Annotated in this window: 13 protein-coding genes; 3 read left to right on the top strand and 10 right to left on the bottom strand. The window is 51.0% G+C overall.

Translation table 11 applies throughout. The features are described 5' to 3' along the window. Positions 1–120 precede the first annotated feature (120 nt). Positions 121–1,470: an ATP-binding protein gene (locus tag NSB25_RS16470; protein WP_103240642.1), complete on the bottom strand. Its 1,350-nt coding sequence runs from the start codon at positions 1,468–1,470 to the stop codon at positions 121–123. A gap of 36 nt (positions 1,471–1,506) precedes the next feature. Then, positions 1,507–2,631, bottom strand: coding sequence for a prephenate dehydratase (gene pheA, locus NSB25_RS16465; RefSeq protein WP_103240580.1), 1,125 nt, complete (start codon positions 2,629–2,631; stop codon positions 1,507–1,509). 155 nt (positions 2,632–2,786) lie between these two features. Here pheA and NSB25_RS16460 point away from each other — a divergent pair, with 155 nt between their 5' ends. Beyond that, entirely contained in the window at positions 2,787–3,800 is a 1,014-nt protein-coding gene (locus NSB25_RS16460; protein WP_103240581.1) for a DUF5050 domain-containing protein, read from the top strand. A gap of 71 nt (positions 3,801–3,871) precedes the next feature. Here NSB25_RS16460 and NSB25_RS16455 read toward each other — a convergent pair whose 3' ends face one another. The 5 genes from NSB25_RS16455 to NSB25_RS16435 form a co-directional block, all read right to left on the bottom strand. Beyond that, positions 3,872–4,216 (bottom strand): ArsR/SmtB family transcription factor, encoded by a 345-nt coding sequence (locus NSB25_RS16455; protein ID WP_103240582.1) that lies wholly within the window; start codon positions 4,214–4,216, stop codon positions 3,872–3,874. A 92-nt stretch (positions 4,217–4,308) separates the two neighbouring features. Beyond that, entirely contained in the window at positions 4,309–5,094 is a 786-nt protein-coding gene (locus NSB25_RS16450) for an ABC transporter permease subunit (protein WP_103240583.1), read from the bottom strand. Positions 5,095–5,106: 12 nt separating this feature from the next. Continuing rightward, complete coding sequence (locus NSB25_RS16445) at positions 5,107–5,997, bottom strand: ABC transporter ATP-binding protein (RefSeq protein WP_103240584.1); 891 nt, start codon at positions 5,995–5,997, stop codon at positions 5,107–5,109. Beyond that, on the bottom strand, positions 5,994–6,560 hold the full coding sequence (locus NSB25_RS16440; RefSeq protein ID WP_103240585.1) for a DUF3021 domain-containing protein: 567 nt from the start codon (positions 6,558–6,560) through the stop codon (positions 5,994–5,996). Before NSB25_RS16440 ends, NSB25_RS16445 begins: the two co-directional genes overlap by 4 nt. After that, a complete protein-coding gene (locus NSB25_RS16435; protein WP_103240586.1) occupies positions 6,557–7,009 on the bottom strand; it encodes a LytTR family DNA-binding domain-containing protein in 453 nt (150 codons plus the stop codon). The genes NSB25_RS16440 and NSB25_RS16435 overlap by 4 nt, the downstream gene beginning before the upstream one ends. Before the next feature lie 257 nt (positions 7,010–7,266). Here NSB25_RS16435 and NSB25_RS16430 point away from each other — a divergent pair, with 257 nt between their 5' ends. Both NSB25_RS16430 and NSB25_RS16425 read left to right on the top strand, forming a co-directional pair. Next, the gene (locus NSB25_RS16430) at positions 7,267–8,265 is read left to right on the top strand and encodes an aminopeptidase (protein ID WP_103240587.1); all 999 of its coding nucleotides are present in this window, start codon (positions 7,267–7,269) and stop codon (positions 8,263–8,265) included. Positions 8,266–8,321: 56 nt separating this feature from the next. After that, complete coding sequence (locus NSB25_RS16425) at positions 8,322–8,756, top strand: DEAD/DEAH box helicase family protein (protein WP_103240588.1); 435 nt, start codon at positions 8,322–8,324, stop codon at positions 8,754–8,756. A gap of 18 nt (positions 8,757–8,774) precedes the next feature. On the opposite strand, the gene NSB25_RS16420 is transcribed toward NSB25_RS16425, so the two are convergent. Genes NSB25_RS16420 through NSB25_RS16410 form a run of 3 tightly spaced genes read right to left on the bottom strand, consistent with a single transcriptional unit; the run spans position 8,775 to position 13,954 of the window. After that, the gene (locus tag NSB25_RS16420) at positions 8,775–9,041 is read right to left on the bottom strand and encodes a Gfo/Idh/MocA family oxidoreductase (protein ID WP_103240589.1); all 267 of its coding nucleotides are present in this window, start codon (positions 9,039–9,041) and stop codon (positions 8,775–8,777) included. A 19-nt stretch (positions 9,042–9,060) separates the two neighbouring features. Further along, complete coding sequence (locus NSB25_RS16415) at positions 9,061–11,493, bottom strand: glycoside hydrolase family 2 protein (protein WP_172455162.1); 2,433 nt, start codon at positions 11,491–11,493, stop codon at positions 9,061–9,063. A gap of 52 nt (positions 11,494–11,545) precedes the next feature. Continuing rightward, on the bottom strand, positions 11,546–13,954 hold the full coding sequence (locus NSB25_RS16410; protein WP_103240643.1) for a glycoside hydrolase family 31 protein: 2,409 nt from the start codon (positions 13,952–13,954) through the stop codon (positions 11,546–11,548). Positions 13,955–14,139 lie beyond the last annotated feature (185 nt).

Raw genomic sequence — 14,139 nt, 5'->3', positions numbered from 1 at the left:
GCTTCCCAATTTCCAATGCCCTTCAGGGAAGAATTCCCGGCCACCTTGTGTCCGTAAATTCTTCCGGGCATTGTTCATTGGGACTGCTGTTTTTTAGTTCCGCTGCCCACTGTCCGTTTTTTAGTTCCGCAGTGTCCCGCAGATATAATCGATAAACTGCTGGGCCGTACGGCCGGAAAGACCGCCGTGAGAAAGCTCCCACTTGTTGGCCTCCAGCAGCAGCTCTTCTTCCGGCATGGTCACGCCGTTTCTCTCTGCCAGCGCTTTTACAATGCCCTGGAACTGTCTCTTGTCCGGTGTGCCGAAATAGATCGTGACGCCGAAGCGGTATGCCAGAGACAGCTTCTCCTGCACAGTATCGCTGGTGTGCATATCCTGCCGCACTTCCGGGAAATGTCCGTCTTCCGTTTTATCCCCATAGTTCTCCCGAATCAGATGGCGTCTGTTGGAAGTGGCATAGATCAGGATATTTTCCGGCTTTTTCTCCAATCCTCCCTCGATAACCGCTTTCAGATACTTATATTCAATCTCAAAATCTTCAAAGCTCAGGTCATCCATAAAAATGATAAATTTATAGTTGCGTCCCTTAATCCGGGTAATTACCTCGTTGAGATCCTGGAACTGGTGCTTATAGACTTCAATGACCCTCAGTCCTCTGTCATAATATTCGTTGGCAATTGCCTTGATGCAGGAGGACTTTCCCGTACCTGCATCTCCGAACAGCAGGCAGTTGTTGGCACGTCTCCCCGCCACAAACGCCTCTGTGTTGTCAATGAGCTTTTTCTTCTGAATCTCATACCCCACCAGGTCATCCAGCTTTACATGGGTGATGCGTGGAATGGGCTCGATACACATTTCTCCCGTCTTCCCCCTGTCTATCCGGAAGCATTTGTGCAGTCCAAATCTGCCCACCCCGTATCTGCCGTAAAATCCTGTCAGAATATCCTTCATTTCTTCGGCACTGCCGCTTCTGCCGAGTTCTTCCGCCAGTCCGCAGATACACTTACAGATTCGGGCATTGTAAACCCCGGTCTCCATTCTGTCGCCCTCATAATGCTCCACCATGGAAAATTCTGTCACATGAAATTTCTCACACAGGGGCCCAAAATCATACTCAAAAAATTCTCTGAAGATTTCCATGTCATGAAGAACCGCCGCGTTAATGGTTCCCTCCGCTTTTCCCCGAAGCTCACAGGCCCGGCTGTAACCGTTCTCACTGATCACAAGCAGATGGGTCAGATAGCAGTGCCACAGATTGCCATGAAATCCGTAATTTCCTGCCTGTGCAATCAGTTCATGAATACATTCATAGAAATCTCCCGCCATACTTCTCATGGAATTCGGCCCAAATGCCGCCGGCTTTTCCGGAATGCCATCCTCATACTTCATCACCAGATTTTCCACATAGATCAGAAGTTTATCACTCCCTCTCGGAAAATCTCTGTATATCATTAATTCCTGTCGTCTCATATCCGCCTTCAAACCTTTCCGACCAAATGTCCTCTCCTAATAGTTCCCCAGAATTTTCATATTCCTCGCCTCATCCCGCAGTCCCCGCAATGCGTTCTTCACCGCACTGTCCGCCAGATTTCCTTCAAAATCAATGAAAAATCTGTACTCCCAGTTCCTGTCTTCAATGGGACGACTCTCGATTTTCGTCATATTCAGGTTATTATAGATAAAGTGAGACAGCATGTGATAAAGAGAGCCGCTCTCATGGGGAACCTCAAAACAGATGCTGACTTTCTTCGCATCCTTCCGGAATATCTTCTGGTTGGTAACGATAATAAATCTGGTGGAATTGGTTCCGGAATGATTCACTTTGCGCTGCAGCACCTCCAGCCCGTAGATTCCTCCCGCATATTCGCTGGCTATGGCGGCCTGGCTCCTGTCCTGCTCTTCCGCCACTTTCCGGGCAGCAAAAGCGTTATTCTGCATACTGATCTGCTGCCAGTGGTGCAATTCCAGGTACCGGGCACTCTGCATCAGGGACTGTGGATGGGAATAAACCGTTCTGATATCATCCAGAGCAGCCCCCGGCACCCCCAGAAGGCAGTGCTCAATCCGAATAATCTGCTCTCCCACGATATAATTCTCATATTCCTGCAGCATATCATAGATTTCACTGACAATCCCGGCTGTGGAATTCTCTATGGGAAGCACTGCAAAATCCGCGCTGCCCTCGTCTATGGCATTCATGGCATCCCGGAACGTATCCACATGAAAACTGTTCACCGCATCTCCGAAATATTCTACCATAGCCGCCTGTGAATAAGCGCCTTCTGCTCCCTGGAACACCACCCTGGCCTTTCCTGTCTCCAGCTCATCCACACCGATAAAAGGCAGCTTTCCCAGACTTCCGCTCTCCGACAGAAGCTGATACTGAAGCTTTCTGCTCATGGACATAATCTGCTCAAAAAGCTCCTCCACTCCGCAGCGATTGAACTCATTGTGGGTCAATGCCCTGACTTTCGCCAGCTTTTCCATTTCCCTCTGCCTGTCAAAAACTTTCTTCCCCGTGGAAATTTTGTACTCCGCCACCTGTCTGCAGACATTCATGCGCTGCTCGTACAATCTCACAATCTGTTCGTCAATGTTGTCTATCTGTTCACGCAATTCCAGTAAATCCATCCTACCCGGCTCCTTTGTTTCATCTGTATCACTAAATTGATTCTTTTTTCTATATTATACCAAATCAAGCTTGATAGCAAGCGAAAAGGGGTGTAAAATAACTTTACAATTATAGTTTAACAGTTCGACTGTCAAACATTCAAGTGGAGGTTTTTATGAACAAAGCAGCAAAAATTACAATATCCGTCATCGCATGCCTTCTGCTGGTCTCCGTGGCGGTTCTGCTCGTGCTCTCCCAGCGCGTCACAATGAACCCGGCGGGAACCGTGGGCAATACGGCAGGGAATCTGAACAACGACGGATACTTCTGCGAATATGACGGCACGGTATATTTTTACAACAGTTTTCCCGGCGGCGGACTTTTTGCCATGAATCCGGACGAAAGCAATATCCGCAGGATAAACGGTCTGGAAGTACGCAATATTCTGGCCGGAGGAAAATACCTGTACTATTTCCATACCGGCAACTCTGCCGCAATCACCGATTTCGGCGATGCCCTGGGAATCAAATCCTTTCAGCGCAGCAGGCTGAACGGAAGCAATGCCGAATCCCTGACCAATGATATCGTGGTGACAGGTCAGCTGGTGGACAATTATCTCTATCTGCTCACCTCCACCAAGACCGGTCCTTCCTTTTATAAAGTGAAAATCAACAATACCGATCAGGTGATGCTGGCAGATTATCTTATCAATCCCGCCTGCGCGTACAATGGCATCATTTATTACAACGGAACCCGGGGCGATCATTATCTCTACAGCCTGGACACTGCCACCGATGTCTCCCGTGAAATCTGGAAGGGAAATATCTGGTATCCGATTGTGGACGGGGATTATATCTATTACATGGATGTGGCCAATGACTACAGAATATGCCGGTATTCCCGGACACAGGATGTGATAGAAGTGCTGACCCAGGACAGAGCCGACTGCTTCAACGTTGGCGGCGGTTATATCTACTATCAGAAAAACGGCGCCGACGCAAAGCTGATGTGTATGCGCACAGACGGCACCGAGGCAAAGGCTGTTGCTGAAGGCAATTATACCAGAATCAACATGACCTCTCAGTATGTCTATTTCCAGCAGTTCGGAGATGATTTCACATTGTATCATTCCCCGCTGGGCAGCAGCAGTTATGAGGCCTTCCATGGGGCAAGAGAAGCCGCGCAGTAATCCTGGCGGCTTCTTTCCTGACTGTTCTGCTGCACCCCACAGCATCCGGTTTACAACTGTGAAAAGCATCTTCACTCTTCAATATGGTCCAGCCCCTGGCTGAGAATGGTTACAATATGGGAATCTGCCAGGGAATAAAATATCGTCTTGCCCTCCCGGCGGTTTTTTACCAGATCCATCTGCTTCAGTACCCGCAGCTGGTGAGAAATCGCCGACTGAGACATATTGAGGACTGCTGCTATATCATACACACACATCTCGGCTGTAAGAAGCACATACAGAATCTTCAGCCTTGTCCCATCCCCGAACACCTTGAAAAATTCCGCCAGGTCCTGCAGCTCTTCCTCGGGAGGCATGTTCTCATCTATTTGTTTCAGGATTCCGTGATCCACATGAATATATGCGTTTTCTTCCATATCTGCGCTTCCTCCCTTTTATTCTGTCAATGTGATTTAATCCAAATCCTGAATTACCATATTTTCAAGTATACCATTCCCGAAAAGCTGTGTCAAACCAAATCCCTTCTCCGATATACCCACACAGCCAGCCCCAGCGCCAGAATCGTCACTGCCGCACCAGCAGCCCAGGCGCCGTCCGGTGCCTTTCCCTCAGAGAAAATATCTGCCCCGTTGCTGTAAGAGAAAGGATTCAGCACTTTCAGTTTCCTCAGCGCGGGAATCACTCTCCCAAACAGATCCAGCAGATAGAAAAGCACGGCAATGCCAATGGACAGTCCCAGCGGTTTCCTGCTTTGCAGCGCAGACAGCAGAAAACAGACAGTCCCCATTTCCAGGCACATCAGGAACACCGCCCCATGATATCCGACAAAATGCCCCACATCCGGCATACTGCCCATCCAGGCAAACCCGGCCAGGCTGCAGGCCACACAGATTCCATGAAACGCTGCCAGCAATGCGAACATGGCGGCATACTTTTCCCCGATAATTCTTCCTCTCCCCAGCGGAAGCGCATTCAGGAATTCACAGGTATGTCCTTCCTCCTCCTTTGCCAGTATTCCTGCCCCCAACATGGCGGCAAACATGGCGCCTCCCAGAGAAATCAGAATGCAGATCTCCACGGCATAATAACCTTCCAGTGTACCGATTCCCATCTTATCCATGCCCAGCGCCTCCGAAAATGCCCCCATATCGGCAAAGACATCCGACATTTGCCCCACGGAATCTGCCACACTGTGGTACAGACACAGACAGCCGAAACTCAGTCCTCCCACACAGAATGCCCAGATCAGCAGCATCTTTAAGTTCATTTTACATTCCTGCCAGAATAAATGCATATGTTTCCTCCCTCAGTCATAAAAATGCAGAAACACTTCCTCCAGAGAAGGCTCCGCAATCAGCAAATCTTCGATCTCCAGGCCGTCCAGCGCTTCCAGCAGCCTCTTCGTCTCTCCCCGACAGGAAAAGGAAATCTCCACTCCCCGCCTGGTCATTTCCGACATTCCTTCCACGCCGGCCAGCCTCTCCAGCAGCCGCCCCTGCAGCGCTTCCGGTACAGCCACCTTTACCCTGCGCAGGCTGGTCTTCGTCAGATTCTCCACAGATTCCACCTTTATCAGTTCCCCGTCCCTGATGATGCCCGCATTCCTGCAGTACCGTTTTACCTCCTGCAGTACATGGGAAGAAAGAAAACAGGTGGCTCCTTCCCGGTTTCTCTCCATCAGCAGCGCAAAAAATGCCTCCTGCATCAGCGGGTCCAGCCCCGAAGTGGGCTCGTCCATAATAATCAAATCCGGCTTATGCTGCAGCGCGCACACAATTCCCACCTTTTTCCGGTTTCCCAGGGACAGTTGTCCGATTTTCTTCTTTCTGTCCACTTCCAGTCTGTCACACAGACGGTTCGCCTCACCGCTGCAATCCAGTCCACGCACCTTTGCCGCATATCGAATCACTTCATCCACACTCATAGACGGGTAAAAAAAAGCTTCCGACGGCATATAGCCTGTACACTTCAGAATCTCTGTCTGCTCTCTTCCCACCTGCTTCCCCAGCACATACGCCTCGCCGGATGAGGGATGTATCATGCCCAGCAGACAGCGGATAGAGGTGGATTTCCCGGCGCCGTTAGGCCCCAGATATCCGAAAATATCCCCCTCCTCCACAACCAGATTCACATTTCTGATTCCCCTGTTCCCGCCGTAATTTTTCGTCAGATTTCTCGTCTCTATGGCACATGTCATTCCTTTTTCTCCCCTTTCTGATAAGCCCGAAGCATTGCATTCAGCCTCATTGTGTCCACATATCGTTTCCACTTATTGGCCAGATAAGCACATCCATAAGCCGCCATACAGTAAAGGAAAAACCCTCCTGTCGCCGGTACTTTCCTGTCAAACCACTCAAAAAGGTAACTGACAGCCGTATATAGTGCAGCGCAAAGCAGCGACAGAGCCAGTTCCTTCCTCCGAAAATGTTCTGCCTCGTCAAAATTGTCCAGAGCTAATACCTGCAGATATCCCATTCCATAAGTCGCAAAAATCATCTCCATCATATGTACCAGACTGACCGTATAAATTCCCCTGGTAACCTGATATAGGGAATAATAGAAAAGAATCGCAAAAAAATAAAGGCAGGCCTTATATTCCACGGCAACTTCCGTTCCCAGCCAGTGAAGCCACTTTTCCTTTTTCCTGCTGCACCGCATTTCCCCTGATTCCTCTTCGTTCTTTTTTTGGCATACTCTCTCATATTCTTTCCCCACTGCCTTCCAGTCCCTCCTTATATGTTCTTCATACCCCTCTTTCATACTCCGCCTCCTCTCCGCAGCTGTCTTCGCAGCTCTCCCGCATACCTTCTGGATATGACAATGTTCTCTCCGTTCCTGAGCGATGCCAGAATCCGCCCTCCCGGCTGACTTTTCAGCCACTCCACCTGATACAGATTCACCGCCATGGTCCTGGAGCATCGGACAATCCCCAGCTCCGCATACTGCTCCGAGATATCTTCCAGACTTTCTCTGATCCGGTAAACAGCCTTCTCCAGATAGGCATATATACGACCGTCCACGCTCTCAAAGTAATAGACTTCTTCCGGAGTAAAATAATACCTCGCTTCCCCGTCCTCTTTCACGCCCGACAGCCTGCGCCCGCCGCCGGAAAGCAATCTGACCACATCCGATATCTCCCAGGTCATTTCCCGATATCTGATAATGACTTCTTCCTCTTCCCCATCCACTTTCTGCAGCGTTATCTTCATGATCTGTTCCCTTTTCTCCGGAATATTTTAAGGTCATTATATCATGCGCACAGAATATCACAATATATGTGCCTCCGGAATGCTGTCAGACAGGGCTGAAATGCATCTGTCCGGTTTCGGCCCTTTCATTGTATGCTTCCAGGCAGTTTATGGAAAACAGCCATCATCCGAAAATTTATTTTTATAACTATAAAATTAAACTTGTTTTTTTAATGTCGCGATGATATAATCAAATCCAGATTGGAGGTTTAAGATAAATGGACAGAAAAATTGTATCTAAAATTGTGAAAGCCAGCGGTGTCTCTTCCGGTGAAATGATCCTGATTCATTTCTGGGGAGAGGACGCTGACAAGGAGATTGCAAACAATTTCATGACAGCTGTGGCGGATACAGGGGCCACACCCGTATTGCTGCAGCAGTCTCGATCTGTAAATCGGGACATCTTCCTCACAGCAAAAGAAAGCTGTTACAATGAGCAATATTTTGATTTGTTCACAAAGTTTGATGCGGTGCTTGATGTTTTCGCTTATCAACCCGTCATTCTTGGCTTTGAAATAGATCCTGACAAATTTGAGCTCTACCGCAGATATATGGCACAGCTCTTTTCAAAGCTCATGAACTGTAAACGCTTTACGCAAATCAGAATCCCCACCATGGCAAACGCAGAAGAATCCGGTCTCGATCCCCAGGACTATATTCTGCGTATGGAGAAAGCCTATGATGTCGACTATGCTGCGGTTTATGAAGCCTGCAGACAGGCAAAAGACCGTTTTGAAGGAGTGGACAAAGTATTGCTCCACACAGGGAAGGATTGTGAGCTTTCTTTTGAGCTGGCCGACAGAGTGTGGCATATTGACGCCGGGGACGGCGACCTTCCCTGCGGCGAGATTTACATCGCCCCGGTGGAGAACAAAACCTGGGGGACAGTTTATTTTGAAGCTTTCTACCTTGACGGCACAAAATACGAGCAGGTTCTGCTGCATATTGCTAACGGACAGATACGCGGCAGCAGCCATCCTGAAATCACCGCCTTTTTCGAGAAGCAGCCGCTGGAGAACAAAGTTGTCTGCGAGCTGGGTTTTGGCATGAACCCCAATGTGACGGAACTGTGCGGTTATACCGTTTTGGATGAAAAAATGTGCGGCACTTTTCACATTGCCGTCGGTGCCAATAATATGTTCGGCGGCACAAATGCGGCTTTGGAGCACATCGATTTTGTCGGCCATGGCACGATACTTGTACCCGGAGAACAATGATATAAATAGACAACAATGAAAAAGTCAGAACAGAAAATTGACAGGAGCAGACAACAATGGTGATTGGAATTTTTGGTGAGAGCTGTACGGGCAAATCCACCCTTGCAGACAAATTAAAAGAGAGTATACATGCACAGGTTTATACAGGCCGGGATTATCTTCGCCTGGAAAAAAGCGAAGCTGCCGCAAAGCAGTCTTTCCGGACAAAGCTGCTTGAAGCCGTCAACGGTGAGAATATCATCTATGTAATTTCGGAAAGGGAACACCTGCCGCTGTTGCCCGATGGATGTATCCGCGTTTTGGTAACAGCAGATTTGGAAATCATAAAAAAGCGCTTCGCCGGGCGGATGCATGGTAATCTGCCGGCACCGGTAGCAGCTATGTTGGAAAAAAGGCATGGCAGTTTTGACATGGAGCCCCACGACATCCATGTGATTTCCGAACATACCAGTATCGACGAAGTATACAGAAAGATTGCCGAAATGAAGTGATATCAGCCTTTTGCAGGCTTAAAACAGGCCAGTCCAAAGGTTAATGTCCTTCGCCGCCCCGCCTCCAAGAACCGGATTAAAATATCTGTTTTCCCTGCCTTCAGGCGCCGCAAAACCAATAGCGCACTGCGCGATCTCCGGCACACCTGTTCTTCCCTCTGCCACCCATTGCCCTGCCTTCCGCACGGCAGGCAAAAATCTGCTCCAAAGCGCTTCCATGACAAATATCCCCTTCCTGCCGGCCGCCTCGAACACCGCATCCGCTTCACTGCTGTTCTGAAACATCGCCTTTTTACACACTCCTCTATGCCAGTATCTCCATCCTGCGGACACCCACCGCCTGTTCCAAAAAGCGAATCCGGATAAAACGTGCCTCTTTATCCTGAGGTTTTAAGGTCAGATGGGTCAGCTCCGGTCTCTCTCCGGACACATAAAGCACTTCGAATCCCTCCCTGTTCCCGGACAGAGACACCTCAAATTCTCCATGCGCCATCTCCGCAAAGGTTATCCGAATCTCACGGATTTCCTTTGTGCCTTCCATATCCACCATAATCCATTCTCCGTCCTTCTTCTCCGCCGGACGCCAGCAGGTATCCCAGCTTCCGTCAGTGACACTCCGGGCGGGGAACTTTTCCGCCGCGCTGCTGCTGAAAACCGGCCGGTTTATGCCGATCTCATAAAGTTTCTCTCCCTTTGGAGCCTTCATCACACTGGGCGGCGGAAGCAATTCATTCTCAAATGCTCCCTCTCTTTTTTCCTCTCCGTTCACATGAATGAGGATTTCCGCCGGAATCACGCCTTCCGCCTCCGCCCGTATCACAGTGTCGCCTCCATAGAGTCCCCGCATTTCAATGGCACCCAGACCGTCCAGAAAGCTTCCCTTCTCCGCTGACATTACAAAACGTTTTCCGGTAGGGAATCTGCCACCTCCGCTGACCACAGACAGTGTCACCTGGCAGGAATTGGATAGGCGCCGGCCCTCCGCATCCAGAAGCGCCACTACCAGCTGTGTATCCTGCGTTCCGTCATCTGAGATAACTTCCCGGTCCGCGGTAAGCGTAAGCGCATGAGCAACTCCCTCCACCGCACTCTCCGGCCGCGGCTTTCCCGTCAGCTGCTCCCGGTACCAGTACCAGGCATCCAGCGGCAGTCTGTGATAATCAATGATTCCCATATGCCCCATATCATACAGGATACTGCCATGATGGAACGCGCACCAGAGCGACTTGCCGCTGCGCCATGCATAAGGCTGCTCCACCCCGTCCGTATAGCGGGACGCAAAGGTTCCCGGCCGGTCTGCCACCGTACTCCCGTATTCTGATACAAAGCTGGGAAATCCCGGATCATGGAAAATCGCCGCGCCGTCTCCGTTATAGCCCGCCAGATCGCCCAGGGTGTCAAATCCGCCTCTCTGGGCGCCGCCAATGGCCGCAGGTCTCGTGGCATCCAGACTGTGAGAAACCTCCACCAGCTTTCTCAGCAGTGCTTTCGCTTTGTCCGTTGTAGCCGCATCGGTGAAAAAGGGTTCGTTGCACATACTCCACACGATAATGCTGGGATGATTCCGGTTGGTCCTGATCATTTCCGTAAGAGAGCGGACACAGCTCTCCTCAAATTCCGCTTCGTCCTCCTCTTTCACCGGATAGGCGCTGGCAGTCCAGTATCCTTCCACCTTCGCTCCTCCGGTCCCCCAAAAACAGTTCTCCGACCAGAACAGCACTCCCTGTCTGTCGCATTCCCCTGCGAAAAAAGTGTGATGCGGATAATGAGAGCCTCTGATAAAGTTCATACCGCATTCCTTCACCATCCCGATGTCCCGGGTGATTCCCGTATGTGTCACGGCATCCGACCAGCCCGCATGGTCCTGATGAACATTGGCCCCGTGAATCTCATAATGTTCCCCGTTCAGGAAAAAGCCCCTGTCTGCAGTGAACGCAAACCAGCGGATGCCGAAAGTTGTCTCATACCGGTCCCTCAGCTGCCCTTCTGTATACACAAGGGTCTCTGCCTGATATAAGCGGGGCGCTTCCGGGCTCCAGAGCTTTGGCTGCAGAACGGCAGTGCGCTGTCGAAGCACCGCGGTCTCCCCCGCTCCCACTGTCATCTCTCCCTCTGCCCGCGCCACTTCCTGTTCTTCGTACCGGATAACAGAAATCAGTCGGCAGCCCACCTCACACGTTTCCTGATTTTCCACTTCCGTGGCAATCTCCACTGTCGCCCGTTCCCCGGAAATTTCCGGCGTTGTCACAAAGGTTCCATACCAGGCCACATGAACCGGGTCTGTCACAATCAGACTTACATCCCGGTAAATGCCTCCGTTGAACACATGCTCTCCCGCCCTGGGCGCAAGTCTGGGATTCCAGAGATTATTCACTCTGATAAACACGATATTCTCCCCTGCCGTCACGGCATCCGTAATATCCGTCACAAAAGCGGTATAGCCGCCTTTATGGGTGCCGGTCAGACTTCCGTTCACATAGATTTCCGTTTCCTGAAAGACTCCCTGGAACTCCAGAAGAATCCGCCGGCCCAGCCACGCCTTTTCAATATACAGCCGTTTCCGATAGCAGCCGTAACCCACATAAAAATCTTTTTCCATAAAATAGGGAATTCCGAAGGAATGCGGCAGACCAATGTCGTACCATTCTGAATCATCAAACTCCGCTCCCGCCGCATCCGGGAAATATCCATGCATGAATTTCCAGTCCCGGTTCCATAAAATATGTATTCTCTCCATTTTTCTGCTTCTCCTATTCCAGTTTCGCCCGAGGCAGCCTCCCCCGCCCGCACTACTGTTTTTCCATTTCCTCATGTGTCTGAACCGCATCCGCCCGGATAAGCTTTACCTGCAGTTCCCCCTGCCGATACGCCAGATCTCCTTCCGATACCCAGTCCACCTGTTCGGTCTCCTCGTCCCAGGTAATTCTCGTCCGACAGCAGGCACCTTCCTCATATCCGTAGCCGTCTCCCGCATCCTCGTAAAGTGTAAATGCAGCATCTCTTCCGGGATAAACCTGCAGCGTCACAGGTGTCCCTCTCATGGCCGCGCTGCTCATGCCAGGCACTCTCACAGGTATGATGGAACCTGCCCGTACGAATACGGGAATCTGTGACAGAGGCGCCGAAGTCTCTGTCTCCTGTCCGCCGGAAAGGCGCTCTCCTGTGTGCCAGTCATACCAGTCTGTGCCTGCGGGCAGATATACCTTCCTCACTTTCCGTGTCCCCGTCTCTATGGACCGTCCGCCTTTTTCATAATACATGGGAACCGTCACCGGACAAATCATCAGTGCGTCTCCCAGCATATACTGGTCGGAAATCCGGAATACCTTCTCATCCTCCGGAAAATCGAACATCAGCGGACGCATCATCATGCCGTCCTCCAGATAGACTTCTCCCGCAAGGGAATACAGATAAGGCAGCAGACTGTAGCGCAGACGAATCGCCTCCCGCAGCGCTTCATAGAAGAGATCCCCCTCTGCTCCAAACTGCCAGGGTTCCCTTCTCACATCCGTCCCATGGGCCCGGAATATGGGCAGAAAAGCGGCATACTGGAACCACCTCACATACAGTTCCCTGTAACCGGCATCCTCAAGTCCCCCGGGGTATTCCCCGTTCCAGAACCACTGAATCCCTTTCTTAACGAAGAAAGCCCCGATATCCAGAGTCCAGTAGGGAAGCCCGCCGGCACAGAACTGCAGTCCCGCCGCGATCTGATGCCTCAGGGTCCCCCAGTCTGCCGCAATATCCCCGGACCAGAGCACGGTTCCGTATCTCTGGCTTCCCGCCCATCCGCTTCTGGTCAGATTCATCACTCTCTTTCCGTCGTCTGTGCTTCTCTGGCCTTCCCAGAGCCCCCGGGCATGATACAGCCCAAAGACATTGATCTGATCCGCGGGCATAACTTTTGATGCCTCTTCCACATATTCCCGATACAGTTCTCCCGCCTCCGGTTCCATCCGCCGCTCCCACTCCGGTGACAACGGTTCACTGGAATCGCACCACCAGGCGTCGATGCCGCAGCCAAAGAGCTTCTCCTTCACCTGTTTCCAGTAAAGCTGCCTGGCCTCCGGTGAAAAAGCATCATAGATTTCCGTGCCCGGCAGCAGAAGCTTTCTCTCTGCAAATTCCCGGTAATTTTCAGTCTCTTTGCTCATATTGGGCCAGATGGACAGCATGAAATGCACCTGCTGTTCATGCAGACGTTCCATCAGTCCCGCAGGATCGGGAAATCGCACGGGATCGAAGCTTTTCTGCCCCCATTTTCCATTCTCCCAGGACATCCAGTCCAGAACCAGACAGTCCAGTCCCAGCTGCCGCCGTCTGAACTCTCCGGCCACAGAGATCAGTTCCTCCGCGCTTTCATAGCGCTCCTGAGACTGAATGTAGCCGAAAGCCCATTCCGGAGGAATCGCTGCCTTTCCGGTGAGTCTGCGAAAATCGCGTATCACTTCAAACAGACCTTCTCCGCCCAGGAAATAATAGTCCAGAAAGCTGTCCGCCTCTGTCTGGAAATAAGCCTTCTCCCCTGTATCACAGAACAAAAACGCAGACTGTGTACCTGACAGAATCCCATACTGCCTGCCGGAAACGAACATGGGAAGCGCGATCTTGCGGTTGGCCTGATGTCCATAGCGGGTGGTATGCCGCAGGTCCCACACCCCTGCTTCATCCTGCCCCAGCCCCAGCAGTACTTCTCCAGGCTGGAAATCAAAGTAGACCCGGGTGTGATACAAATTGCCGTCATGTACTCTGTCTGCCGCCTTGATCCTCTTTTTTACTCCGTCCGGCGTCACCACTTCTTCCACTTCCATTCGATCGTTTACCACCGTTTTGTATACGGGAAAGCTTTCCATCTCCCTGCACTGCTTCCCGCGTTCCGCCAGCAGCAGTGTCCCGTCCGGCTTCTCATAACGGATGGATCCGGTCTGTCTGTCAATTGCCAGACACAGCTTGTCTGTCCACAGAAGAATTCTGCTCTCTTCTTCCTTCCAATTCCAGGAAGCCGTGTCCGACAAATCCGCATACACTTCTCCCTGCCGCTTTTCAAACTGTCCGTCCCGGCTCCAGGATATCCGCACAGCCGTATCTGTCTGGGGCAGAAGCCGAAGCAATCCCGTCTCCTGCTCCAGAAACAACGCGTTTTTCTCCCTCCGGACTTTTTCAATCGCTTCCTTTTTCGGCAAAAATACATCCATCATGGCCATTTCCTCCTGTATTCTTTGTTCCACTCTGTGGCTCATGTCCAGACCGCAGAAACGTCCTCCCACACCCTAGTCTGCCCGCCTCTTAACAGGCTGCCAGTCAGAACCTCAGGCATAAATTGTTAAAAAGCAACACCAGGAAGATTTATCTCCCTGGCGCGTTTCCTGTTGGTGAAATTATT

The sequence above is a fragment of the Acetatifactor muris genome (assembly GCF_024623325.1).
Lineage (GTDB): Bacteria > Bacillota > Clostridia > Lachnospirales > Lachnospiraceae > Acetatifactor > Acetatifactor muris.
The sequence above is the reverse complement of the archived record's forward strand: the minus strand, read 5'-3'. Positions and strand labels throughout refer to the sequence as shown.